Source organism: Porphyromonas circumdentaria (genome assembly GCF_900167105.1).
GTDB classification, from domain to species: domain Bacteria; phylum Bacteroidota; class Bacteroidia; order Bacteroidales; family Porphyromonadaceae; genus Porphyromonas; species Porphyromonas circumdentaria.
On the sequence record NZ_FUXE01000021.1, the window covers coordinates 1 to 25631 of the forward strand.

Consider the following 25631-nt stretch of genomic DNA (forward strand, 5'->3'; position numbering starts at 1 on the left):
AATGGCGATATGTTTACCTTCCAAGTCGCTAATCAGCTCTTTCCCATAGACTTGAAGACAGGCATAGAGAGACTGAGGCTCAATACGTTGGAGCACTCTTTCGAAAGTGTCTACACTCGGACAACCATTAGGCAACTCAACTAGTGGGCGAAGCGATTCTCCACGCTCTAAGCAAAGTTCATGCATCGACTCATAATCCTCGCCTCCACACAGATAACTCGCCAATGCAATTACTAGAATATCGCTCAACTTATGCTTGCAACGACCCACTACACGTGGGTCTTCTACATTAGAAAAATAATCTTGTATATCCATAACCCAAAGATAAGCCTATTTTGATGCGGTTGCCCTGTAGAAAAATAATCTTGTATATCCATAACCCAAAGATAAGCCTATTTTGATGCGGTTGCCCTGGAGTTTTTTGACTTTATAGATTCTCTTCTCTTTAGTTTGCTTATTTTTGCGCTTGGCTTTTATATCTCTTTATAAAGAGGTATTCACCGCTATTTTATTTTAATACTTAGGAGTAGATATATCTTACCCATGGAATGGAAAGTATTTAGTAGAACTAATCGAGTTGTAGGTTGGATAGTCTTTTTAGTTGCGGCCGTTACCTATCTGATGACTATAGGACCCTCTGCCAGTATTTGGGATTGTGCCGAGTTTATTCTCTCTGCCCATAAATTAGAGGTAGGGCACCCTCCTGGTGCCCCATTCTTTATGTTGGTCTACAATGTTGTATCCCAATTTACTTCCGATTCTTCTCAGGTAGCCTTTTACTGCAATGCCACCAGTGCCTTGTTAAGTGCTTTCACGATACTTTTCTTGTTCTGGACTATCACGCACATGGTACGTCGCCTTTTAGCCCCAGGTGTACGTAGTGGTCATACGTTAGATGGAAAAGAGGCTAAACTCTCTTTAGGGCGAGGTATATCTATACTCGCCTCGGGTGTAGGGGGAGCTCTCCTCTTTACTTTTACAGACTCTTTTTGGTTCAGTGCCGTAGAGGCAGAGGTATATGCTTTCAGTTCTTTCTTTACGGCTCTTGTATTCTGGCTAATGCTTGAGTGGGAGGATCAAGCTGATAAAGAGGGCTCTGACCGATGGTTAATACTCATAGCCTATTTCTTAGGACTGAGCGTTGGGGTGCACTTGCTCAACTTGCTTTGCATTCCAGCGATGGCTTTGATCTACTATTATAAGCGTTGGAAAACACCTACTGTAAAGGGGGCTTTTATGGCACTGGTGATCTCTTTTGTGACAATTGCCGTTATGATGTACGGAATTGTACAAGGAGTGCCTAAACTGGGCGCGAGCATTGATATGTTTGCTGTGAATAAGCTGGGACTTTCTTTTAATTCGGGTTTTATTGCCTATCTGATTTTCCTCCTCGTGCTATTCGTGTGGTCTATTATAGAGTTTACTCGTCAGAAGAGTGCCTTTCGCTGTCGTTTGTCTCTTTTCCTGACTTCAACTTTTATGGGCATTCCTTTTATGACCGATAGCCTTTTTGTGTGGGTTATCTTGATTGCGGGATTAGCTTATGTACTCTTAGGATTAAAGCGCGTACGACTCTCTACTCTTTTTACTTTGCAAATGTCTTTGCTTTCTATATTGATAGGTTTTTCTTCTTATGGAGTTATATTAGTGCGTTCGATTGCAGGTACTCCTATGAATCAGAATATGCCCAATACGGCTCTGGTTTTGAAACGTTATCTGAATAGAGAGCAGTATGGAACTATTCCTTTGGTATCGGGTCCAACTTTTGCCTCTAAGATGATTGGGCGAGAGGTAGAAAAGGGTGTTTGGAGTCCTGCTCCTAAAAATAACCCCGAAGATAAAGATCGGTATATCAAATTATACGACGAAGAGAAAGCTGTTTACGACAAGAAAATGTTTTTTCCTCGCGTTTTCTCTTCTCAACCTTCTCATATATACGGGTATAATATGTGGATGGGACGTTCCTATGACGATATGTCTCAGCCGACTTTTGCACAGAATTTGCGCTACTTTTTCTCCTATCAATTGGGTTATATGTATTGGCGCTATTTTGCTTGGAACTTTGTTGGCAGACAAAATGATATACAAGGACATGGCGGACGTATTAATGGTGGAGTTGCTACTGGCTTACCTTTCATAGATCATATGATAATTGGAGATGCCAAGCAGTTACCCGATTTTATCACAGACAATAAGGCGCACAATGTTTACTACCTATTGCCTCTTATTTTGGGACTTTTAGGTATTGCTTTTCAACTTATGCGTGGTGTAAGGGGAGCCCAAAGTTTTTGGATAATTTTCTTTTTCTTTTTTATGACGGGTATTGCTATTATCCTCTATATTAATCAGACAACAGGGCAGCCTCGAGAGAGAGATTATGCGTATGTAGGCTCTTTTTATGCTTTTGCTATATGGATTGGCTTTGGAATAGCGGGTATTTACTCTCTCTTACAGCGAGTGAAACTCTCCTCTTTGCCGAGTGCTGCTATCTCTTTGGTTATCGCTTTGTTGGTGCCTTTGCAAATGGCTACACAGAACTGGGACGACCACGACCGTTCGGGACGGACAGTAGCCGCCGACTTTGGCTACAACTTTTTGGAGAGTTGTGAACCCAATGCCATTTTATTCTGTTTCGGAGACAATGATACTTTCCCCCTATGGTATGCGCAGGAGGTAGAGGGCGTTCGAACCGATGTGCTTACAGCCAACTTGAGTTATCTATCGGGAGAATGGTATATCGACCAGATGCGTAAACAGTCGTACGAGGCAGAGCCTATGCCTTTGCAGTATATGACTCCTCAATTCTATTATCCCAACCCATTTGCTTATGTGCAGGAGAGTGGGGTACAATTAGCTGGCTCAGCTCTACAACGCATGACACAACCTTTACCTGCTTATGGCGAGGCGATTCTTCCTACTAATCAACTGATTATTCCTCTTGATTCTACACAAGTGTTGAACTCTTTTTCTCATTTTAAAGGGATGGCTATACCCTCCGAAATGTATGTATCTCTGGAGGGGACAAGAGTATTGATGCGCGACAAAATGGCTTTGTTAGATTTGCTGCAAACGAATAATTGGAAGCGGCCTATTCATTGGGCTAAGTCTACTCCGATAGATGATGTCTTTGCCAACTTTCCCGATTATCTTTCTTCGCAGGGAGTGGTGTATCGCATAAATCCGATTGTAACAAAAGGTACGCATCATGAGATAAATGTAGATCGAGAATATGACTTAGTCATGAATAAATATCGTTGGTTCGGTGCTTCTAATCCAGATATTTACTATGATGACTATATCAGAGGCACGATTCGATACTATTATAGAGGTGTTCTTTTCCCTTCATTGGCGCAAGCTTTACTGCAAAGGGGGGATGAGAAACGAGCAAAGGAGGTTTTAGAGAAATGCTTTAAGGAAATAAATTCACAGGCAATTCCCTATACAAGAGCTGATATCCCGCTAGCTATTGCATGTTATGATGCTAAGATGACGCAGCAAGCCAACGAAATAGCCAAGAGTATTCTTGATGTTAATATGCGTACTATTCGTTGGGCTATGGAACTCTACCGAGGTAATAGAGCTGCACAGTCTGTCTTCTTGGATATTTATCAAGACGGGACTTTTGAAAATGCTTTGAATGCTGCACAGACAATTGCTATTGTGGCGCATCGTTATAAATCAACTATTGCAGCTCCTTACGAGAAAGAGTTAGCACTTTATTTATCAGCTATTTATGGAACTTCTCAGCAACCTCTCTCTTCGGGGGAAGAAGCTATAGAAGAAACAGGACAACCCGTTGATAACAGTCCACAGAAGATACAATAAGAAGAGTTGGCTCTTCCGTAGTAGTATGGCTATTGAATGAAATAGACTATTTTTGTACGTGATAGATTAGGGATGAGATAGACTTAAGATTATACATATTATATATGGCAACAACTGCTGATTTTAGAAATGGTATGTGCCTCGATATTGATGGGCAATACTTCTTTATTATTGAATTTTTGCATGTAAAGCCTGGTAAAGGGCCTGCTTTTGTCCGTACTAAACTTCGTAACGTAACTACAGGTCGTGTGTTGGATAAAACATGGAATAGTGGCGTTAAGGTAGAGGAGGTGCGCATAGAGCGCAGACCTTATCAATTTCTTTATAAGGATGAGATGGGGTATAACTTTATGCACCCAGAAACTTTTGAACAAATCTCAATTCCTGGGGAAAGTATTGAGGGTGTGCAGTTCCTCAAAGATGGAGATATGGTAGAGGCTATGGTACATGCAGAAAGCGAAACAGTATTGACATGTGAGTTGCCTGCTCACGTAGTTTTGCGTGTGACTTATACAGAGCCAGGTATTAAGGGAGATACGGCTACAAATGCATTGAAACCTGCAACTCTTGAGACTGGAGCCGAAGTACGTGTGCCTCTTTTTATTCAGAATGATGAATTGATAGAGATTGATACACGAGATGGCTCTTACATCGGACGGGTGAAGGAATGATTAATTATTTCTAATTTATCTCCACTATACTGCTGTTTTTGCAAGCGAGGCTTTGAGGGTTTCTTTGTTTTTGTTAAGGACTCTCTCGCTTGTGGTATAGTTATAAATTAGTATATTTGCCATCAATACTTATTTAGAGATTGTAAGTCTTTTTCAAAGAGAGAACTCTTTTAAGTATGCACGTGAGCATAAGCTGTTTGTGTGGAGAGTAATATGACTCTGAAGTAGGTTGTGTTCTGTGGAAGGCCATGTTTGCTTCTGGTGATTGGTTCGCACCTTTTCTCTCGGAAAGAAACTTTAGAGAGCGAAAGAGGCAAATCCTTTTGATGAAGATTGAAGAAATAGAAACAAGATAACTAATTAGTAAAACGGAAAAAGAAATGTCTATGAAAAGATTGGCACTATTCTTCCTGACCCTTATGATGGGATTAGGATGGGCTGTAGCCCAGAATAGGACAGTGACAGGTACCGTTGTGTCTTCTACAGACAACGAACCTCTCATTGGCGCAAGTGTTGTAGTAGTAGGGCAACCTACTATTGGTACTACAACTGATTTTGATGGTAAGTTCAAACTCTCGGTTCCCGCTAGTGCGAAGAAATTGAGGTTTTCTTACGTAGGGATGCAGGCCCAAGAGCATGACATCGAATCAGTTATGAACATTGTTTTGAGTGATAGCAAGGACTTAGATGTCGTTGTTGTCGTTGGTTATGGTTCTGGACAAAAGTTGAGCACTGTGTCTGGTTCGGTAGCTCGCGTATCTGGCGAAAAGTTGGAGAACAAGCCCGTGGCAAACGTTATGGACGGTCTTCAAGGACAAGTAGCTGGTATGCAGGTTGAAACAGGTTCTGGAGACCCTAACGCAGTAGCTTCTGTGCAAATTCACGGTAACGCTTCTTTGGGAGCTGGAGGTGCCCCTCTTTATATCGTAGATGGTGTACAAACTTCTGCAGGTGTAGTTATGGCAATGAATCCCAGTGACTTTGAATCTGTTACTGTATTGAAAGATGCTTCTTCTACATCTATTTACGGTGCACGTGCAGCAAACGGGGTTATTGTTATTACTACTAAACGTGGTAAACTTAATCAAGATGGTCAAATTTCTGTAAGCACGATGTATGGAGTTTCTACTCTTCTTAGTCGTCGTCCTTTTGAGCATATTATGTCCGCTCAAGAGTTGCTTGATTATCAGATGAAGCACCGTACGAGTCGTAACGATGGTACTGTTCCAGGGTCAGACTTTTTGAATGGATTTGCAGGTACAGCGTTTGCTGGAGAAGTGGATGCAGACGGTAAATATACTGGCAAAGTACTTCGAGAGTATGATTGGTTGAAAGTATTCATGGGTAAGACTGCTCCTACCTTCCAGGCAGACATGTCTATTGCTGGAGGAAGTGATAATGTGTCTTATTACATCTCTGGGGGATATTTTACACAAGAAGGTATTTCAGCAGAAACATCTCGCTATAAGAAGTTCAATCTTCGTAGTAATATTGATGCTCGCGTTAAAGAATGGCTTCGTGTAGGTATGAATATATCAGGAGGTGTGGTACACCAAGAGGCTTCAAACTTTGAAGGTGCTCCTTATCTGAATAGTGGTACATTTGGTGCTCTTACTATCCCTGCTTACTATAGTCCCTTTGCTAAGGATGCAAATGGTAATGATACTAACGAATATGCTCGTTATATCCGCCTACACCGATCTTATCCTGTTTTAACGAATACTACCCTTTATCTCCCTTCTGTTGCAAATGATACAAGTTTGGGAGTAGGTAATAGCTATCGCTTGAATGCCTCTGGATATGCACAGTTGCGTCCTATTGATGGGTTAACTTTAAAAACCCAAGCGGGGGTAGATATGATTTTTGGTAGACAGCAATCTATCGTTTACCCCGACAACCCAGATGTAAATGGTCTTGGGTTTAACCGTCAATCTTATGACAATAGTAACACGCTAACATGGACCAATACAGCTGAGTATAAGTTCAAGGCAAAAGAAGATCATGACTTTACTGTGCTTCTCGGGCAGGAGTATGTAGACAATCGTAGCGAAGGTTTCTCTGCTATGGCACGTGGTCTCCGTAACCGTGACTATATGTTCTTGGGACATGGCCAGTTAGGGTCATTCCTCGTTCGTCCTTCTCAGTCATCTTCGGCTTATGCTTACTTCTCGCTCTTTGCTCGTTTGAATTATACATTCAAAGACTATATGGCATTCGATGTTACGGTACGTAATGACCGCTCTTCAAGATTCGGAAGTAACCACCAAGCTGCTACTTTCTTTTCGGTAGGTGGAATGTATGATTTTATTCGTTCTGGAATTATAGATGATAAAGGTCTTATCAGTACACTTCGTTTGAAGGCCAACTATGGTACACAGGGTAACTCTTCAATCCCTCTGTATGCTTCTGAGGCTTTGACGGGAACTATTAACTATACGGAGGAACTCGCTTTCGGAGTGACTACAATTGGTAATCCAGACCTCGCTTGGGAGCGTCAGGGTATGTTTAGTGTTGGTGTAGATTATGGTATGTGGGACAATACTTTTACTGTGGATCTTGCTTACTACAATCGTAAGACTTCCAATATGCTTATGAATGTTCCTCTTCCTTACTCTACAGGATATGGAGCACGTTGGCAAAATGTGGGAGCGATGACCAACCAAGGTATCGACCTTACACTCCAGTATAATTTCTTACGTTTGAAAGACTGGAATGCTTATGTGAGTGCGACGTTTAACTATAATGATGAGCGCATTGATAAGCTATTCAGTGATAAAACAAATAGAGAGGGATATGCCATTACTAACCTGATGAAATACAATGTAGGTAAACCTATTATTTACCATCTCCCCGTATTTGCGGGTATCAATGAAAATACAGGTAAGCAAATGTGGTATGATAAGGATGGTAACAAAACAGATGTCTATAGTGCCGACTTGAGACAAGATATTGACTATGCGCGTGTCTCTGCTCCTATCACAGGAGGGGTTTCTATGGGGGTAACTTGGAAGAACCAACTCTCTTTCAATATGGACTGGACTTATACAGTAGGATCATATACTTTCAACAATGACCGTTTCTTCCTTGAAAATAACGTGTATGGTTTCAGCATGTTGAACCGTTCTAAAAAACTCTTGGATGAGTGGACTGACGAAAATCCTGGAGGAACTGTAGCGAAGTTTGGAGAAGACTTGGTATCCGATACTCGTCTTTTGGAAAATACTTCTTATCTACGCTTGAAGAATATCCAACTTTCTTATACTCTTCCTAAGACTTTTTTGGGTAGCCAAAAGATTATTTCAGGAGTGAAAGTATATGTTTCTTCTCGTAATCTTTTGACATTCGTTGACAAGAGCTACACTGGCTTTGATCCAGAGTCTGGTGCTGGGGCATCTTTGAATGCATTCCCTAACACTCGTCAATTTGTTGGTGGTCTTCAGTTAATGTTCTAAACTCTTAAGTAGAAGAATAAACAAATGAAAAAAATAGCATATTTACTATTAGCCATCATCATGTTGGCTACGACAGTTGTGTCTTGTGATGTGACTCGCAATCCTGAAGTTACACCAGAGCAAGGTCCTTTTAAGACATTTGTTATGGCACAACAAAATAGAGATGCTCTCTATGCTCTTTTAAGAGGGGCAGAGGCTCCAAATAATTTGAATGCAGCAGATATTCAAAGTGACCTCTATCACCTTACTTTCTTGGATAATAACTCTATGAACGGTCTTTATAATTGGCGTCGCCAATCTGTAACAGATAATGACTTCATCGTAGGGTACTATGGTTCTTTCTATAGTGTATTGATGCAGTCTAACTATTTCTTGTGGCGTGCTCAAGAGTTGTTGGATAGTAAGGAATACGTTCTTACCGATACTGAACGTAAATTGTTAGAGCAGTACATCGGTGAGGTTAAGGTAATGAGAGCTTTGGCACACTGGCGTTTGGTAATCCGTTTCTCTAAACCTTGGGATGGTACCACAGACAACGATCAGTACTCTGGTATTATTCAAATCTTAAGTTACGACCCTATTGCTCGTGCTTCAGATTCAAAGTCTTCTCGAGCAGATGTTTATAAGCAAGCAATCCAAGACTTGAACGAAGCTATTGCGGCAATTCCAGAAGATGCTAACAAGGAGGTTAAGCCTGCTATCTACATCACTCGCGACTATGCGAATGCTGTGAAAGCACGTGTATGTCTTTTTATGCAAGATTGGCAGGGGGCTGTGGACGCAGTGAATCAATTTGTTAACAACTACTCTTTGACCAAGATGACAGGGAATAGGGCTGATGATGTTGCTGCACTCAATCGTATCTGGACTTCCGAAGATAGTGATGAAATTATGGTTCGTCTCTATGCAACTCCTCAGTTTGGAGCTGTAAGAAGCTTCTTATATGCGGGTGGAACAAATATGGCTTATGCTAAGGATACTGATAAAGAGCAAACAAGAATGCATTTCATTACCCCTTATTTAGTACTTGAAAAATGGGTCTGTGACCTATATGAAAATGAAGATGTACGTAAGGAAGTTTATACGGGAACTCGCCCTTTCTATAGAGAAGATTATACTGTGCTTCCTTTTCGCTCTATCACAAAATATGAGGGTAATCCTTCCTTGAATCAGGACAAGAGCATCCGTGAAGATAAGTTTGGTGTTCATCTCTTCAATGTAGGCGAGGGTTACTTGATTAAAGCTGAGGCCTTGTTAAAACTTGGCCGTGCAGGAGATGCTCTTAAAGCTCTTGCCGACCTTCGTAAAGCGCGTGGTTTGACTACATCAGAAGATGATTATGGAAATGCACAGGAGGTTGAGCAACTTCTTCGTGATGAACGTGTTCGCGAGCTCGTTGCAGAAGGATGGCGTTTGAACGATTTACTTCGTTGGGGAGCTATGTTGAAGCGTAGCGAAGAGCAACCAGAGATGGAGCGCATTAAGCAGGCTTTTAATGAGGATTTTATTGTACACAAAGAAGGTCGCCTCTTGGAAAAAGATCCTAAAACGGAGCAAATGTTCGTATGGGAATTCCCAACACGTGACCTTGAAAACAATACTAACTTGAATGAAAACCGTAACTGGAAGTAATCAAGTCTAACATTAAGTTGGGGTGTCTTCTCTAAATGAGAGGCACCCTTTCTTTTTATTCTTGTTTTTTGATAGCTTATAGTTTGGAAATATTAGTCGAGCTAGTTTTAATGAGAGTTTACATGCGTTATAACCAATATTCTTTTCTATCACAATAAAGAGTTTTTTCATCAAAAGATAGTATCCCAAAAAGAGTGTAAGCTAGCTTTCTCGTTTTAGAGTTATCCCCCTTAAGGGGTATGCCAGAATATAATCCAATTCGATTCTCTAAAAGAATACTGTGGAAAAGGTTTTATGTAACGCTCTCAATAAATAGATTCCCTTTAAGAGTTGTATATATTTTTTTGATATTCTCTTGGTGAAGGAGGAAAATTTTGTCCTAGATTTTTCTCAAGGTTCTGTTATATAGATACTGTTATACTGTCTAATGGTGCCATTTTTTGTTTTCGATTGCTTATTGTTCTCTTGCTTTAAAAAGTTTTGTTTTTTAATTTTGCTCTCGAAATTAGTTTAATCAAAATTCAATATGCATGCTTCTCTTTTCTTTCATATTCCCCTATTGAGTCTTTTTATTCTCTCTCTTTTGTCTTGTACGCCAGAAAATAGTCCCGTTTCCTCCATTCCTACTGAGGAGGTGTATATCAAGATAAATATTCCTTCTCTTAGGCAGACACTCAGATCCGAAAATCAAAAGGACCCGATGCAACGTATAGAGTCGTTAGAAATGCTCTTTTTCGAGGGGGCAGATATGGACAGTAAATTGCTTGAGATAAGGCAGTTGAATTTGGGGAGTACTGATGATAATACGGAAGATATTTTACTTAAATTACCCCGAAGGGAAGAGTATTATTTGCTTTGTATAGCCAATGCTTCTGCGGAATTAAAACAACTTATTCAAAAGGGAAATAAGGCAGAAGTGTTTCTGAACAAAGAGTTTGTCTTAGCTACAAGAAGAATGTCAACTAATCTCTCTACCGAGGTCCTCAATGGGGCTTTAATGATGACGAATGCAGAGGGATTAATACCCGTAAATGAAAGCCACTATTTCAAAAATGAGGGAGATAAATCTACTGCTCGTGCGGTAGACATCATATTAGAGCCTATTGCAGCTCGAGTACTGTTGGACCCTACGCTACCTCGAATAACCAATTCTTCTTTGAGGATGAAAGATAAAGCAAAAGCGAGGTATATAGTAACGGGTGTCTCTAAAAGTATCTACTGGGTACGTAAAACAAAAACGACTACATCCTCTTCTCTTCTCTCCCCCCTTGAAGAAGAGTATGCCTATTCTCCTGGATATGAGGAAATAGCACAAAGCACAGGGAAGGACTCCTATACTATGCTCATCGAAAAATATAGAGCTTTTTATTCTTCTCCCAAATCTATATTTGAATATGGAGTAGAAGTAGATCCTAATATCCCTACAAAAAACTTAGAAAAATCCGCTCTATACTGTAAGGAAACCACTGTAGACCCTCTACATTTTATCCCATCTTTTATTCCTCATATTGTTGTTGCTTATCCTATACATCCATCTGATTTGACAGTTGCCCCCGATAAAGGTTGGATTGCTTTCAAGGGAAAGTTCCTTACAGAAGAAGATTTTACAAACTATGTTACCTCTTTGAAGAGTAATCCAAATACGCCTCTTCCAGAAGGGATGCCAGCAGAGTTTGCTACGTCTGTTCAAAAAATAAAAGAACACGAACGAGTGGTCAAAATGGATCAACCTTTTAGTCTCGAGGGGATCCACTTTTATTGGAAGAGCCTCAATTTCTATATTTGGCCTCTCCGTCACTTTGATAATAAAAAGGCTCCAGAGAAGAATTCTTTTGGACGCTATGGAATAGTTCGTAACAATGAATATACCGTGAGAGTACAAAAGATTTCCTGGTTTGGAAGTAATACAATACCTGATCTAAAGAATGATATGGAGGCAGTTTCTGAATATTCATCAATAAAATTCTCTATAGAAGTCAAAGATCTGCAACAGCGAGAGCAGGAAGTTGAGGCTTGAATATGTATTTTCCAGTAGTAAGTGCAACGCAAATAGAAAGAATACCCCCAGAGGGACTAGCCCCTCTGGGGATGGGCGTCAAAGATTATATTTGCGTTAAACATGAAAAAAATACAACCATTTGAGCCGAGAGCAAGGATACACAATAGATCGGCTCCTCAAACAAAAGAAATCTTATTCTTTCATTGCTCAAACTATTGGAATGTCGACCAGCACCGTCTCCCGAGAAGTAAAACGCAACAAAACGGCAAGAGGGAGATACCCCTGCCATACAGCACATATGTATGCTACAGAGCGTAAGGAGTGGCGTTGGTATCCGAGGAAATTCACGGATAAAATGCGAGAACAAGTCGTCCAAATTTTGAGAGAAAAACAGTGGTCGCCCGAGCAAATCGTGGGGCGTTTTTGGCTCAAGGGGATTCCTATCGTGGGGACCCCCCCCCTATACACTTTCCTCCACGAGGATAAGGCACTCGGGGGGGGAGACCCTTTACCAACTAACAAGGCATCACTTGAAGTATCGACGAAAGAGCCTTGCTAAACCACTCAAATCTCAATGGGAACAGCGTAAGGGAATTGACCAAAGACCCGAATGCATCCATCAAGAAGAGCATTCCAGAGATTTCGAAATAAACCTAATCATTGGAGCTAAGCAACAAGAGGCTATACTAACCCTTACCGACAGGAAGACAGATTATGCTATCATCGAACCATTGCCCAAAGGGGGAAAACTACAAATCAAAACAATACAAAGCCTGCTAAACAACAGACCCAGAAAAAAGCTAAACTTTCGATCTCCTATAGAAGCCCTTGACGTATATTTGCAACAACGTTGCACTTGACTCTGGAATCTGCAATAGAGGTATAAATTAGGATGTGCAAAGTTTTCAATGATAAAGAGATTATCTTTGTTTGTTGAACTGCTTCTTGGCAGAGTCTAAAAAAGAGCCTGAGAGAAGCTCTATAAAGACTTACGCTACCGAGTATTTGTATAAGAGCATTTGAGCTTTTTTAGTTTCATCAAAATAAAATGTAGTATGAGAATTCGTTTAGGATTTTTAGTTTTCTTCGGATTACTTTCATTGTCTCTTTTGACGAGCTGTGTGACGTTAAGACCTGCAAGTGTGGACTTAAGAAAACCTATTGACACATACACTTACGTTTATGTGCCAGTTGCTCAGGCAATCAATAGTACAACCTCTGCTACCTTTTCGGGAGTATCACAATCTGTTAATTCCCGAGATATGATCGTAGGAGTTTTCGCTAAGCATGGCTATGTTGTACTGCATCAATTGGAGGATAAATATTTGCCCAAAACACTTATTGTAAATTGTGGGGAGAGTGGTCGACGTAATGTTTTTTTGGGATATACCACAGAGGTTACGCTTCAATTTATTTCTGCAGAAACTGGGGAGCTATTATGCACAACAACTGCAGAGGGATATATAAGTACGGAAAATACAAAGGTAAAGCATGCAATAAGTAGAGCATTAGAAGCAGTGTTTTCTCACCAGTAAATGGAAGAACCAAATATTGGCGTAGAGTAGTTAGAGCTTTCTAACTACTCTCTTATACTTTTTATATATGATTCTTTTAGAATATGATACGCGACTACAGATTGTGTAAAATAATATTTTGTACAGCTCTGAGAAAATAGGGTTACTATTCCATGGAAACATTAGGTTATAGACCTTACGATATATGCAAAAGAGGCTGTATCAAAATTCATTTTTGGTACAGCCCCTTCTTTTTATATGTAACTCACAAATCCTTGAGAACCAAGGTAGGTTGCGGAAGCGGGGGGTCCAAAACCTCAGATTTTAAGAAATATCATAAAATCTCAATACTCTGTTTATCAGTGAAATACAAAATGCTGATTTCAGAGAAGTATCAGATAATATCATTGCATACATCGAAAAATGGGTGTAAATTTGGGTGTAGATTTGAAGTCGTAGAGAAGTATGAATATAAAGAGAAACATAATCTTCGCACTCGAGAGACGCAAGAAAGACGGAGTGCTCATTACGGAGAATGTGCCCATCAGAATGCGTGTTATTTATAATAGCAAGCGTGTCGAGATTGCTACGGGATACAGAATTGATGCTCCTAAGTGGGATAGTGATCTTCAGCAAGTAAAAAGAGGATGCACTAATAAGCTCAAGCAATCAGCAACCGAGATCAATGCTGACCTGCAAAGGTATAGAGCTGAAATGCAAAAGATCTTCAAGGAGTACGAAATTAAGGAGTTAATCCCTACTCCTGAACAAATCAAAGATATATTTAATTCAAGGTTGAGGAATGAAGAGCAACCTAAGGGAATAAGCTTTATGCAGGCATTTGATGAGTTTGTCAGTGAAAGAGGAGTCCAAAATAGCTGGACTCATTCTACCTACGAAAAATTTGCAGCCGTGAAGAATCATCTTCTGGAGTTTAATCCTTCAGTTTCTTTTGAACTCTTTGACGAGATAGGTTTGAATAAGTACATCCTTTTTCTTAGAGACAAAAGAAAGATGAGAAATAGCACTATAGAGAATCAACTCTCATTCCTCAAGTGGTTTTTAAGATGGAGTCTTGGCAAAGGCTATACTACACTTACAGCCTACGAAACATTTAAGCCAAAACTAAAGAGCACCCAGAAGAAGGTGATCTTCCTCACATGGGATGAACTAACACGTCTAAGGGAGTGTGAGATACCTGAAAGCAAGCAATACTTAGAGCGAGTACGAGATGTTTTCCTATTTTGTTGCTTTACAGGACTCCGCTATTCTGATATCTTTAATCTCAGAAGGAGTGACATCAAAGAGGATCACATTGAGATTACAACTGTTAAGACGGCTGATAGTCTTATTATCGAGTTGAACAAACACAGCAGATCAATTCTTGAAAAGTATGAGGGTGTAATGTTTGAAAAGCACAAGGCTCTACCAGTGATCAGCAATCAACGGATGAATGACTATCTAAAAGAGCTTGCCGAATTGGCTGGGATTGACGAACCAATAAGAGAGACCTACTACATCGGCAACAAAAGAATTGATGAGGTAACCCCCAAATATGCTCTTCTTAGTACCCATGCTGGCAGGCGAACTTTTATCTGCAATGCTCTTGCCTTGGGTATACCCGCCAATGTGGTGATGAAGTGGACTGGTCATAGCGACTATAAAGCGATGAAGCCATATATTGACATAGCTGATGACATTAAAGCCAGTGCAATGAGTAAGTTTGATCAGCTATAATCATTGGAAGAATTTTCAAGCGCAGTTGAAAATATCTATATTTACGTAGAATATTCAAGTACACCTGATATGATTTCATCGATAAAGAAATACAATTTCTGGGATAAGAACTCAATAGACTTGGGCTTCCCTCGTACATCTTACACTGATAAGATAGGACAATACATCGGCAATAAGCTCATCAAAGTGCTGGTGGGACAACGCCGTGCAGGCAAGAGTTATATTCTACGCCAAATAGCTACTCAGCTTATCTCCAATGGTACTTCGCCCAGCAATATACTTTACATTAACAAGGAGTATTTGGAGTTGTCTGCTGTTCAAACCTATGAGCATCTTGAGGAATTATTCCAGTTGTATCGGGAGGAACTAAAGCCCCAAGGCAAGGTCTATGTATTCATAGATGAAATCCAATATATCGAAGAGTGGGAGAGATTTGTAAATTCGCACTCACAAGACTTTGCAGAGCCTTGTGAACTATTTATTAGTGGCTCAAACTCTAGTTTATTATCAGGAGAACTTGCGACTCTTCTCTCAGGGAGGTATGTGGAGTTTGAAATTCTACCTTTCAGTTACACTGAGTATTGCGGTATTACTCAGCAAGAGACAGGCAAGGCAAGCTACATCCGATTTCTCCAATCGGGAGCCCTGCCTGAGCTCTTCAATCTTCCCAATGATGAAATGAAGCAGAACTATGTCTCTTCGATCAAAGATACGGTAATGCTTCGGGATATCGTGGCAAGGTATAAGGTTAAGGATGTAAAGCTCTTGGATGACTTATTCGTATATCTGGCAAATAATGCCTCCAACATCGTCTCCATTCCAAACATCGTCAATTTCTTCAAATCAAGAAATCGAAAGACAAACTACGAGACTCTATCCTCTTACATATCATACTTAGAGAGTTCCTTTCTCGTCCATAGAGGAGAGCGATACAATATCAAAGGGAAAGACACCATCTCTGGCAATTGCAAGTACTACCTCAATGACTTGTGCTACCACAATTACCTTTACTCTGGATTTGGTTACGGCATGGGCTATCTCCTCGAGAATGCCGTTTACCTAAGTCTAAGGAGAGCTGGATACCAAGTTTATGTAGGGACAATCAAAGACTCAGAAGTAGATTTTGTAGCTATAAAAGGAGGGAACAAACTCTATCTCCAAGCAGCACTACAACTATCAGCTGAAGATACCATAGAGCGAGAGTACCGCTCCCTAAAGATGATTAATGACAACTTTCCCAAATATATGGTGAGTCTGGAGGAGTATAAAATCCCTACAAATGAAGGGATAGAGCATATCTCCGCTTGGGAGTTGGAAAGTATCTTATAAAAGACTGACTTAATATACTCAGAACATATTCGTAGTAGCCTCTTGTCCGAACGACAGGGGGCTATCCTTTCATCTTCAAATCTCAGGAGAAAATAGATCAAGTTCACTTTCCCATTTTCCTTTTTTTATCCCTATAGTTCCGGATACTTCCCGAGCTCTTTGAACTCTCTTTTAAGTGTCATAGATTTGCACTGCAGACTGCGAAATATCAATGTTTTACGAGGCCAGTAAAACGAGATGTATAACGAATCAATATGAGAGTTTATGACCGAAGAAAACAAACCTTTATGGCAAATGACAAGTGGCGAATTTATTGAGCTTCTCAAAGAGGGACTTAATAGGGTGGAGCGACAAGAAGTCGTTTCTCCATTAGCCAATGATTCCAAGCAGTATGTCTATGGCATTGCAGGGATCGCCAAGTTATTTGGGTGCAGCATCCCAACTGCCAACCGCATCAAGAAGAGTGGGAAGATAGACCAAGCCATTACACAGATTGGGCGAAAGATCATTGTAGATGCAGAGCTGGCATTAGAACTGGCTGGGCGAAAAACTGGAGGACGAAGATGAATATGATAGCACAGAATCAAAACATAGACTACAATGTCCTCTGGAAGAAATCATTAGTCCGTGTTACGGATGAGTTTTCTTTACCTCCCGTTATTCTGCAAGTAGATGATGCCATCATTGGCACTTTGGGAAATTTTAGCGCCTCGACAGGCAAAGCTAAAGCAAAGAAGACGTTCAATGTCTCTGCCATTGTTGCAGCTGCACTTATCAACGGACAGGTATTAGAGTATAGGGCTTCTCTACCAGAAGGGAAAAGAAAGATCCTCTACTTCGACACCGAGCAAAGTCCATTTCACTGCAAGTTAGTCTTACAACGAATACTAAAGTTGGCGGGGTTACCTCTTAATCAGCAACCTGAAAATCTCATTTTCAGTCACCTAAGAGAGATCTCAGACCCAGCAATCCGATGTGAAGTGATTCGCAAGGCAATTTATGAGATCGAAGGGGTGGGACTTGTCGTTATTGATGGTATTAGAGACTTGATACTTGACATCAATAACCCAACACAATCAACGATTTTGATTGGAAATCTAATGCAGTGGACCAGTGAGCAAGGCATCCATATCCAGACTGTACTTCACCTAAACAAAGGTGATGATAACAGCCGAGGTCATATCGGAACAGAACTCAATAATAAGGCTGAAACAGTCCTTCAGGTAACCAAAGATCCGACTGATCCCGATAGATCTATAGTATCACCCACATTTATCCGCTCGAAGCCTTTCGAGAAATTCGCTTTCAGAATCACTGATGAGCCTGACCATATCAATGTACCCGAGTTGGATACAAGCTTTCAGGATGAAGCGATTACGTCAAAAACAGCTTTCGACTATACAGAGCTCTCCGAAGAGCAACATCGCCAAGCCTTAGAGATGGCGTTCTCTGGTCGTGAAGAGGGATTGGGATATGGTGAGTTGGTCGATGCTCTGAGAAGTGGTTATGCTGAGATCGTAGGTAGTACCTATGGAATTGGCAAAACTAAAAAGCTACTCACCTTCTTGAAGAATAAGAGAATGATCACACTCAAGAATAAGAAGTATTCGTATGAGCCCAATTTCTACTATTGATTATCGGTTCAGTCCGATATGGACGTATAGGGCTTCGACCCATACCATACCAGTTGTAAAAAGGTTCGGTTCAGTCTCAGGCTATATATTCCTGTACCATACCGAACTGAATAGAGACTTCTTTTGCTAACAAAAAGAAAAAGAGATCGAAATATGAATGCGAAACAAGCAAAGCTAATTCCGCTACAGGATTACCTATTTACGCTCGGCATAAAGCCTGTCAAGGTGCGAAGCAATAGCCTTTGGTACTACTCACCTTTGCGGTCAGAGCATACCCCCTCATTCAAAGTCAATATAAGCATCAACTGTTGGCACGACTTTGGAAGTGGAGAGAGAGGGAATATCATTGATTTGGCGATGAAGCTCAATCACACTACAACTGTTTCCGAAGCACTCGCTGCCATAGAGCATACATTTCCTATCCCCAATAGCAACTCTTTTTCTTTTCGTCTGCAATCCCCTTCTCATGAAGGTCTATCTGATATTAGAGTTCAAGAGCTAAAGCACCCAGCTTTAATTCAGTTGATGAGAAATAGGCGAATCCCTTCGCCTATTGCCCAGCAGTACTGCAAGGAGGTTCACTATAAGGTAAATGGTAAGAGCTATTTCTCTATTGGATTTCCGAATAATGCAGGAGGATATGAAACCCTTAACCCATTTTTCAAAGGCTGTATCCCACCAAAGGAAGTTACTCTATTTGATTATGATACTGAATCAATGAACCTTTTCGAAGGATTTATGGACTTCCTTAGCCTACTCACAATTAGCCCGAAACAGCAAAACGTTTCAGCACTGATTCTTAACTCAGTGAATAATATTGAGAAGGCTATTCCCATTCTTTCAAAGTGCGAAAAGATTAAGTCTTTCTTGGACAATGATGATGCAGGACGAACTGCATTCAATAGACTTCTGACTTTGAATCTTACTGTCGAAAATATCTCCGTGAGATTTTCAGAGTATAAGGACTTGAATGATTTTCTCTGTCAGAAAAAGCTTTCAACGAAGGACAATCAAGAGCTCTCAACACAACTAAAAAGAGGGAAAAAGGTGGGTAGACGTAGATAAGCGAAAAGAGGGCTATTGAAACACCACGGCTTTTCTATAGAGGAGTAAACACATTTCAATAGACCCTCCAATAGACCCTCCAATAGCGCTTCCCGAAAAGCTTTCCGAAAAGCTTTCCGAAGGGCATACCCTCATTCAGATTTTCTAAGAAGCAAGTTTGTGTTTTAGGTTACCCAAAACCTACTTTTCCCCCACCAGAAGGAGACGAAAAGTCATCCCGAAGGTCTAAATATGAAGAGAATTTTATGGAAGATAATAGAGCAAAGAAGGGCGGACGTCCGAAGAAAAAGTTGTAGGAGAAGCGATGCTATTCCGTACTTCTAAAATTAAATACGAAGGAGTATTTTACCCTCAAATCAAAGGCAAATGAGGCAGGCATAAATAAGAGTGAGTATCTACGCACACTTATTTATATGAGAGTCAGGTGAAAGCTCGCATTACCCTTGAGCAGATGAATGAGGTTCGTCTGCTCACAGGTATTGCCAACAACATCAATCAGATAGGCAACTATGGCAATACCTTCTCTGACACTAACGAGAAGTTCTGCTCCACCAAGATATGCAGAGAGCTCACAGACAAGTATCAACTAAAACTTGGAGAGGGGAAGAAATCAGTCAAGAGAAATCGGCTAGGTGGAAATGACAGAACACGTTGTACTATCTATGATGCTATTAGAGCTGCTTTACCAGATTGTAAGAACTGGCAACAGCTGGTTACGGCTCTTCAAAAGCAGGGTATAGAAGTTCAGTTCAAGAGCAAAAGTAAGACAGAGCTGATTGAGGGAGTTATCCTTGGTAACGTCAGTTCGACGTAAAAAAACGATGAATAAATCTATCTCACCAACTTCATTAACTGCCTAATATTGTTGGTATTATAATTGAAAAAGTGGCGAATTATTTGTATATTAGTATCTAAAAACCAAGGTGATACACACAAATAAAACGCCACTTTATGAAGACAAATATAGTTGATATTTTTTGTATGGTAGATGACTTCTCAAAGCTTTTTGACCAAACAATCAAGGAAAAGTCCATAGAAAAGGAGGGTAAAAAGCGTAGAAACAGGAAGTCTCGGATGTCTGACGGTGAGGTAATGACCATTCTCGTACTTTTTCATCTCTCAAGGTACCGAGATTTGAAGGCTTTTTATCTGCAATATATCGCCCACTCGTGTCGATCCGAATTCCCTCATCTTGTCTCTTACAATCGCTTTGTCGAATTGCAAAGTAAAGTGGGATACAAGCTCATCGCATTCCTGAATATGTGTTGTTTAGGCGAATGTACAGGGATATCTTTCATTGATTCCACCCCACTGAGAGCCTGCCATGTCAAACGAGCTCAAGGACATAAGACAATGAAAGGATTGGCTCAAAAAGGGAAGTGTACCATGGGGTGGTTTTATGGCTTTAAGCTACACATTGTCATCAACGACAAAGGAGAAATCATCAAATATCAAATCACTCCGGGCAATTGTGATGACAGAGAACCCCTTAAGGACTCGGCTTTCACCAAGAAGCTTTTCGGTAAACTCATCGGAGATAGAGGCTATATCTCCCAAAGTCTTTTTGATCAACTCTTTGTCGATGATATTCATATGATCACAAGAATCAAAAAGAACATGAAGAACTCTATTATGCATCTTTATGACAAGGTGTTACTAAGGAAAAGAGCTCTCATTGAGACTGTCAATGACATGCTCAAAAATGTCTGTCAGATAGAGCATGCTCGACATCGTAGTGTCAACAATTTTCTTACCAACCTTATCTCGGGGTTGATTGCTTACAACTTCCTCCCTAAAAAGCCTGAACTGAATATTGAAATCGTCAGAAAACCTAAACTCCTCACTTGCGCTTAAACCGAACTGGCGTTTGGTAAGGATGGAGTTAGTTTTAGCGGTTCAAAAATTGATCGCTCGTGTAGTTACTCCAAGCTCTCAGCTCTCCTCCAGCAGAATGAACAGAAGATGGTTCAGCAAGAAGCTCTGCACTATATTGATGAGAGCTATTCAAGTTCTGAAGAGTTTGCTGAGGCCTCTTTAATCCAACTGGTCCAGCTGTCGATATAGCTGAACTTGTCTTTCAACGTAAATTGAGAAACCAAGCTAATAGAAAATATAGAAGAAAGTTATGAACGAGCAAATGAATATACTTCTCGAACTACTAGAGGAGATCAAGCAGCAAAACAGAGATCTCAAGAGCACTGTCACAAATCTTGAGAGTACACCAAATACCGCATCGACCGAGATGCAGGAGAATAGACTCCTTGACCTAACCAAAACCGCAGAACTGCTACTGGAGAACAACGTCAAGTGGAAGAAGGAGTTCAAGGAGTCAGCGGTCGTCTTGGGTAAACGCATCGCGGAGATCAAGAGGAGGCTTTTGGATAGTACCAAGGCAAGCAACGATGCAGTTGCTAAGTTTGAGGAGATCCAGACAAAAGAAGCCCCTCCTACCGTCAAGAATTTCTACCTATTGGATACCAAACGGTGGATTCAATGGGTGGTATGGGGGTGATGATACTCATCACATCTGCCTCAATAGGATGGGCAACCTATCAAATCCAGCGAAATCGCACGCTACACGACTACGCTCTCCGATACCGTATCTCCGTATGAAGCAATCAGTGAACAGTGATGCCTATGCCAAGCTCGATAGCATCTTCGACACCCACCGCTCCGAATCTGAGATAGCCACTCTCCAGCAACGAGTCGTTACCTACGAAAACGCCATCCAATGCCAAGCCGAACTCCTTCTCTGTCAGCAATAGCTCACCGCCGAATAAGTCCTTCTCCAACAATAACTTAACCAATAGCAACAGAGCAACCTGATTACTTAGGTCGCTCTGTATTTGACAACTCAATAGAGGTGATTTATTTTACTTTATTATTGTCATTAATTCTTTAGCCTGTAAATTAGTGAATAATCGCTCTGATTGATTGTATTCTGGATATCTTTAAGCGTGCTAAAACTTTTACTTCCCAAGCTTGAAAGAGCATATATTGCTGAACCAGCAGTAAGAATTTCATTTTCAGAAAATACAGAAATAATATATGTAGCAATACCAACCCAAGTTTTTTCATCAGAGAACACCCTGTCCATTAATGTTGAAAAAGCTTTACTATCCAATTTTAACAACTCTTGAATTTCTGGAATAGCATTTATTTTAATATGTTTAGCTACATCTCTTTCCAAAGACTCTATTTTTTTTGAACCTCTAAAATCTTCTGCAAGTACCCAGCACTTATTACGAAATCGAGTAATCTCCTCATTTCTTTCTCTAATAATTTTTAGAGTAGCTTTTACTCGTTTCTCTTGTTCTATCTCATCAATGTATGGGGACAATAATTGCCTAAATATCTCCCAAGAAATCACATCAAGTTGATCATAGTAATTAATTTCATCTTCTGTAACTTCTTGATTGTTATTAAAGTACTTCAATAATGGCATCAGATTCTCATTTGACAGCATTATACTCTCGAAAGACTCCATATTTATGAGTCTTGTAAAATATGCATTCACTAATGCCTCCTCCAAAGTGTACTGTCTAAAGAAACTATCACAGTAACGATACAACTCAGAATAGTTAATTTTTCGAGGCTCAAAGACCCAGCTAAGTGGATTATTCTTTGGTGGCACTCCATATAGTTCAACAAATTTCTCGAAATGAATATGTGCCATTAGCTCTTGGAATGCTTGCTCAATATTTATGTACCCAAGTAGAGTTTTATAGTCAATACCAATAAGAGAAATCAATTCTTTTGCTTTTTCAATTGCCCCCTCATTTTTTGAGTAAACAAGCCATACTGAGTTAGAAATGTTTAGATCTCTTAAAGGTTTCAGTAAATTTGATGTTTTATGTAATTTATGTTCACTTTTATCCCAGCTATTAAACATCATCCAGTAATTCTTTATCCAAGAGGGATTTTTTTTGTTAATATAATCAAGGAAAAGAGTTGGGTTAAACCCAGTAAGACCCATTGAAACAGTCGGATGAAGAGTGGTCGCAAAAGGTTCTTCTTGAAAGTACATAAATGTAGTACAAGAAATAGAATCCAAATCATATAAAGAGTCTGGATATAAAAGCTTAAACTTCTTTTTTTCTACTGACATCACTTTACATTTTAATCCAGGAATTGGGGTGTGGTGAAATATTAGAATTTTTTATCTAACAACCTACTCTAGAACTACATCAAACTACCAAGTGAACCAATTACTCGTTATTGCTAACTCTCAAAATACTACTTCTTATTGACCTCTATAACCTCTCCTAAGTATATTGCCAGTGTCCAAAGGTCTCTTTGCCATCAGGCTTATAAAAGAATTCCTGAGTTGCTTTATCCCCCTTTTGAGTTGCCTTCTGATACATCTCTTCGGTGATACTCTCGTCCAATGGGTTTGTTCTCATTACTCCACCTTTATGGTACATCTCTGGAACAAGCCCATTCCCTTTTATTCTGATAATAGCTGTGTCTCTATCCTTATTATAGCCGAGACCTAGTCTTAGGTACTCATAATAACGAGGAGTATATGCATATATTCCCTCATTGTTAGCTTCAAAGTAATAGTCAGCCTCTTCAGGCAAATTAGGGTTATACAATTGATACCCCTCACTCGACTCCCTCATATCTAAGTAGCGACTTGCAGTTGCTTCTGTGATCTCACGGTATTCCACTGTTTTTTCACCTGAGACTATTTTGTTAAACCTCTTTTGATCGATCGTCAAGTAGAGGCTATTCTCTTTATTACACGGCTCTCCAGAAGGGATAACTTCATAATAATTTGGACTATCAAGAAGTTCCTTATTTGCATTTAGTTCATTCATGTTGTGATGAACTGACGGTCCTCCATCCCTGTCGTTAAACTTAATAAGGCATCATATATGCTGAGAAGTCACTTCGCTTAATTCTCGCCCCAAGTAGCAGGTCGGCACTTCAGCACACGCCCACACCCACACCAGGGGTTCATAGGTCTGGTTCGTCTATCTCTAAATCTAAACATAAACTCCCTCACATGCCAAAATTACTAAAAACGGGCTAAATAAGAGAATGTAGATCATCTTTTTTTATACCACCTTCCACATTGTTTTACTCGATAGGCAGTAAAAACAACTACATTTGCAGAATCTGATGTGCAAAGGAATTAGTTTTTGCTTATTTGTTATGAGAAAAGGATATAAATACAGATCAGGAATGGGTCTTCGGGGCGATAACGAGAAGTTATTTATGAGAGATGTCAAAACTCTCATTTCAGACAATTTATATGCACCAACCATTGATCAGCTTAATGATCTACACGAAGGACTTGTCAATGATGAAGGTATTAGATCCATTATGAGGGAGTTTTCAAAGCTATCAAAGAGTAGAAACGATTTAGCCTTAAATGCATATGATAGCCTTCGAAAAAAGTTGAGAGAGGTCGGAATTTACTCTCTATGTACGAATGCTGAAAATGAACCTTTATGGACTCACTATTCAACCGATCATACAGGATTCGTAATCGAATATGATTTGGACTTCTTAGAGAAATCGTTGAACTACAATCTTTATATGCCCTTGATAAACATAATTAAAGTCAACTATACTGATAACCCTCCTACAGTAAACTTTGATGACTTGTTTGGCAATAACAAGGAAAGTTTTCTCAGACTATTTCTTGGAAATAAAGAAAAAAAGTGGAGCTATGAAGAAGAAATTAGATTTATTACCGAACCGTCTGGTACTATCCGAATAGACCATAGAGCAATAACTGGAATTTATTTCGGGTACAAGATGGATGACTCTGAAATTGATTGTATAATGAGAGGTCTCAAAGGCAGAGGATTAAGTTACTACAAGATGGTTCTAAATAAAGATCGTTTTGGTTTAACAGCAGTAAAAATTCCCGACAAATACAATAATACCGAACTATACATACCAAACAAAATAGACTATGAGCTAAATGAAATATTCTTGGATAGTATATACCCTCCTGCTCAACTAACATACAAGGATAAACTAATTGAAGCGCTTGAGATAGTTCGCTACGACCCATTGATTACCGACATAGACATAGCTACCATTGACATGGATCAAGATAATCAACCTATTTTCAAGATTTTTGCGGAAACAATCTACCCACTTGCACCAAGAAGGGAATATAAATTCGGGCTATGTGACGACGGATCTTTAATCAGTCTCAATTAGAAGGGGAAACATACGATGTGTGGATTCCTGGGTGTGAAAAAGGGCGTAAATCACGTAATATGTTGATTTACACCCTTTAATGCGGAAGCGGGGGGATTCGAACCCCCGGTACGGTTACCCGTACGACAGTTTAGCAAACTGTTGGTTTCAGCCACTCACCCACACTTCCAATATCCCAGTAGGATTTTTTGACCACCGCAAAGATAATAGTTCTTTTTGAATTGGCAAATAAACGCCCTATTATTGCAGGGCAACCGCATCAAAATAGGCTTATCTTTGGGTTATGGATATACAAGATTATTTTTCTACAGGGCAACCGCATCAAAATAGGCTTATCTTTGGGTTATGGATATACAAGATTATTTTTCTAATGTAGAAGACCCACGTGTAGTGGGTCGTTGCAAGCATAAGTTGAGCGATATTCTAGTAATTGCATTGGCGAGTTATCTGTGTGGAGGCGAGGATTATGAGTCGATGCATGAACTCTGCTTAGAGCGTGGAGAATCGCTTCGCCCACTAGTTGAGTTGCCTAATGGTTGTCCGAGTGTAGACACTTTCGAAAGAGTGCTCCAACGTATTGAGCCTCAGTCTCT

At 40.1% G+C, this 25631-nt stretch carries 20 protein-coding genes, 1 tRNA gene and 2 pseudogenes; 18 read left to right on the forward strand and 5 right to left on the reverse strand.

The window, feature by feature from the left end; translation table 11 throughout:
• Nucleotides 1-315, reverse strand: a 315-nt coding sequence (locus B5D06_RS07995) for a transposase family protein (RefSeq protein WP_143742653.1), incomplete at its 3' end; no start/stop codon positions are given.
• Nucleotides 316-543: 228 nt separating this feature from the next.
• Here B5D06_RS07995 and B5D06_RS08000 point away from each other — a divergent pair.
• From B5D06_RS08000 to B5D06_RS08075, 16 genes and pseudogenes are all read left to right on the forward strand, one after another.
• Nucleotides 544-3825, forward strand: a complete 3282-nt coding sequence (locus B5D06_RS08000) for a glycosyltransferase family 117 protein (protein ID WP_078737479.1) — start codon at nt 544-546, stop codon at nt 3823-3825.
• A gap of 104 nt (nt 3826-3929) precedes the next feature.
• On the forward strand, nt 3930-4496 hold the full coding sequence (efp, locus tag B5D06_RS08005) for an elongation factor P (RefSeq protein ID WP_078737480.1): 567 nt from the start codon (nt 3930-3932) through the stop codon (nt 4494-4496).
• A 380-nt stretch (nt 4497-4876) separates the two neighbouring features.
• Complete coding sequence (locus tag B5D06_RS08010; protein ID WP_234989582.1) at nt 4877-7948, forward strand: SusC/RagA family TonB-linked outer membrane protein; 3072 nt, start codon at nt 4877-4879, stop codon at nt 7946-7948.
• Between the two features lie 24 nt (nt 7949-7972).
• Entirely contained in the window at nt 7973-9580 is a 1608-nt protein-coding gene (locus B5D06_RS08015) for a RagB/SusD family nutrient uptake outer membrane protein (protein WP_078737482.1), read from the forward strand.
• Between the two features lie 700 nt (nt 9581-10280).
• Entirely contained in the window at nt 10281-11597 is a 1317-nt protein-coding gene (locus B5D06_RS08020) for a fimbria major subunit (protein WP_159442709.1), read from the forward strand.
• Between the two features lie 121 nt (nt 11598-11718).
• Nucleotides 11719-12439: pseudogene (locus tag B5D06_RS09200) on the forward strand (IS30 family transposase).
• A gap of 195 nt (nt 12440-12634) precedes the next feature.
• The gene (locus B5D06_RS08035) at nt 12635-13114 is read left to right on the forward strand and encodes a hypothetical protein (RefSeq protein ID WP_143742654.1); all 480 of its coding nucleotides are present in this window, start codon (nt 12635-12637) and stop codon (nt 13112-13114) included.
• Between the two features lie 444 nt (nt 13115-13558).
• Nucleotides 13559-14830 (forward strand): site-specific integrase, encoded by a 1272-nt coding sequence (locus B5D06_RS08040; RefSeq protein ID WP_078737487.1) that lies wholly within the window; start codon nt 13559-13561, stop codon nt 14828-14830.
• Nucleotides 14831-14899: 69 nt separating this feature from the next.
• Complete coding sequence (locus B5D06_RS08045) at nt 14900-16159, forward strand: ATP-binding protein (protein WP_078737488.1); 1260 nt, start codon at nt 14900-14902, stop codon at nt 16157-16159.
• A 264-nt stretch (nt 16160-16423) separates the two neighbouring features.
• Complete coding sequence (locus B5D06_RS08050) at nt 16424-16726, forward strand: DUF3853 family protein (protein ID WP_078737489.1); 303 nt, start codon at nt 16424-16426, stop codon at nt 16724-16726.
• Nucleotides 16723-17793: an AAA family ATPase gene (locus B5D06_RS08055; RefSeq protein WP_234989583.1), complete on the forward strand. Its 1071-nt coding sequence runs from the start codon at nt 16723-16725 to the stop codon at nt 17791-17793. The genes B5D06_RS08050 and B5D06_RS08055 overlap by 4 nt, the downstream gene beginning before the upstream one ends.
• Before the next feature lie 153 nt (nt 17794-17946).
• Entirely contained in the window at nt 17947-18858 is a 912-nt protein-coding gene (locus tag B5D06_RS08060; protein ID WP_078737490.1) for a toprim domain-containing protein, read from the forward strand.
• Nucleotides 18859-19208: 350 nt separating this feature from the next.
• Nucleotides 19209-19286 (forward strand): annotated as a pseudogene (locus B5D06_RS09180) (hypothetical protein); the annotation flags it as partial.
• Nucleotides 19283-19672, forward strand: a complete 390-nt coding sequence (locus B5D06_RS08900; protein WP_234989584.1) for a relaxase/mobilization nuclease domain-containing protein — start codon at nt 19283-19285, stop codon at nt 19670-19672. The pseudogene B5D06_RS09180 and the gene B5D06_RS08900, both read left to right, overlap by 4 nt.
• A 137-nt stretch (nt 19673-19809) precedes the next feature.
• Nucleotides 19810-20712, forward strand: coding sequence for an IS982 family transposase (locus B5D06_RS08070; protein WP_078737491.1), 903 nt, complete (start codon nt 19810-19812; stop codon nt 20710-20712).
• Between the two features lie 271 nt (nt 20713-20983).
• A complete protein-coding gene (locus B5D06_RS08075) occupies nt 20984-21370 on the forward strand; it encodes a hypothetical protein (protein ID WP_078737492.1) in 387 nt (128 codons plus the stop codon).
• 106 nt (nt 21371-21476) lie between these two features.
• Here the strand turns inward: B5D06_RS08075 and B5D06_RS08080 are convergent, their stop codons facing one another.
• The 3 genes from B5D06_RS08080 to B5D06_RS08090 all read right to left on the reverse strand — a co-directional run bounded on the left by B5D06_RS08080 (nt 21477) and on the right by B5D06_RS08090 (nt 23678).
• Nucleotides 21477-21716, reverse strand: a complete 240-nt coding sequence (locus tag B5D06_RS08080) for a hypothetical protein (RefSeq protein WP_078737493.1) — start codon at nt 21714-21716, stop codon at nt 21477-21479.
• A 32-nt stretch (nt 21717-21748) separates the two neighbouring features.
• Complete coding sequence (locus B5D06_RS08085) at nt 21749-22966, reverse strand: hypothetical protein (RefSeq protein ID WP_078737494.1); 1218 nt, start codon at nt 22964-22966, stop codon at nt 21749-21751.
• A gap of 157 nt (nt 22967-23123) precedes the next feature.
• Entirely contained in the window at nt 23124-23678 is a 555-nt protein-coding gene (locus tag B5D06_RS08090; protein WP_078737495.1) for a hypothetical protein, read from the reverse strand.
• 337 nt (nt 23679-24015) lie between these two features.
• Between B5D06_RS08090 and B5D06_RS08095 the strand changes: the two genes are divergently transcribed.
• On the forward strand, nt 24016-25038 hold the full coding sequence (locus B5D06_RS08095; protein ID WP_159442710.1) for a DUF2971 domain-containing protein: 1023 nt from the start codon (nt 24016-24018) through the stop codon (nt 25036-25038).
• A gap of 82 nt (nt 25039-25120) precedes the next feature.
• Here B5D06_RS08095 and B5D06_RS08100 read toward each other — a convergent pair.
• Nucleotides 25121-25207: transfer RNA gene (locus tag B5D06_RS08100), tRNA-Ser, on the reverse strand.
• A 176-nt stretch (nt 25208-25383) separates the two neighbouring features.
• Between B5D06_RS08100 and B5D06_RS08105 the strand changes: the two genes are divergently transcribed.
• Nucleotides 25384-25631, forward strand: a 248-nt coding sequence (locus B5D06_RS08105) for a transposase family protein (RefSeq protein ID WP_143742655.1), incomplete at its 3' end; no start/stop codon positions are given.